This window comes from Microcoleus sp. D2_18a_D3 (assembly GCF_036702455.1).
Lineage (GTDB): Bacteria > Cyanobacteriota > Cyanobacteriia > Cyanobacteriales > Microcoleaceae > Microcoleus.
Map to the genome: position 1 here is coordinate 1 of NZ_JAUBTK010000222.1, position 1,108 is coordinate 1,108.

1 protein-coding gene is annotated in these 1,108 nt (G+C 37.1%); it reads left to right on the forward strand.

From position 1 onward, the window contains the following. Window positions 1-130: 130 nt before the first annotated feature. Entirely contained in the window at window positions 131-1,009 is an 879-nt protein-coding gene (locus QUB06_RS34600) for a site-specific integrase (RefSeq protein WP_333439356.1), read from the forward strand. The last annotated feature ends 99 nt before the right edge of the window (window positions 1,010-1,108 follow it).

The following is a 1,108-nucleotide window of genomic DNA, read 5'->3' on the forward strand; positions in this document are numbered from 1 at the left end:
GCCTAATCTTTGTATTTTATAGTAGTTAATTTTTATAAAAATTATTAACTTTTTTACATACTAGGTTCGGTAGAGCCAAAAAAACGAACTTTCTGTTTTGTGGCAAAAGTATGTAGACTTTAATGTCTCAATGCAACACTGGGAAAAAACATACATTCTTAATGAGATATCAATAGTATCTCGCTTAATAGAAAGATGTCCGCACAAACGATTAGAAGATAAAACTCAAGTCATTGCTTGGATTTTTTCCGACACTAAACGTTCTGCTACAACCAGCAAAAAATGGTTTATGCACTTAGTTGCGGCGGTTGATTGGTCTAGTAAGCAAGGTACTATATCTCGAAAATGGGGCATTGAGTACAGGGACGCACTTGAATCAATCAAGTTAAAGTCAGGTAAAAAAGAAAAAAAAGAGATTGACATTTATAGCGTGGCAGAAGTGTATCAAATTATTGACGCACTTAAAAATGACACTTACTCACGATTCAAAGGTAAGCACCAGCAGTATTACAAATATGTATATTTTTGCTGGCTAACAGGTTGTAGGCCAAGTGAAGCAATCGCGTTGAAATGGGAGAACGTAAGTTTTCAAAAAAAGTCAATACTGTTTTGCGAGGCTCAAGTAGATTCATGTGGGACAATTGTACAAAAGCAAAACACTAAAACTGAACTTAAACGGAGTTTTCCGATTAATCAGGAATTAAGAGAATTGCTTGAATCAATCCCCCACCGTGCGGGATATGTTTTCTTAAACGACAGAGGTAAGGCAATCAATCAGCACGCTTTAAATGTTGTCTGGAAAACTGTTATAGAGGGAACTGGCATACGCTATCGAATCCCCTATCAATTACGGCACACAATGATTAGTTATCACGCTAATAATGACTTTCCTATCCACAAACTTGCTCGATTGGTAGGGAATTCTCCCGATGTGATTACGGAGCACTACTTACATCTAGATATCGAGCGTATTCGATTACCAGAGGTAATAGTAGATAGCGATATCTAACCCCTACCCCTACCCTACCTACCCAGGGTAAGAGCATCTAATTTGGTATAAGGTGTACTTGAAAGATTACTTTTATTATGGTATGAGGCAGATGACAAT

Coding starts and splice junctions, on each gene's coding strand:
- QUB06_RS34600 (WP_333439356.1), top strand. CDS start 131: ATGCAACACTGGGAAAAAACATACATTCTTAATGAGATATCAATAGTA.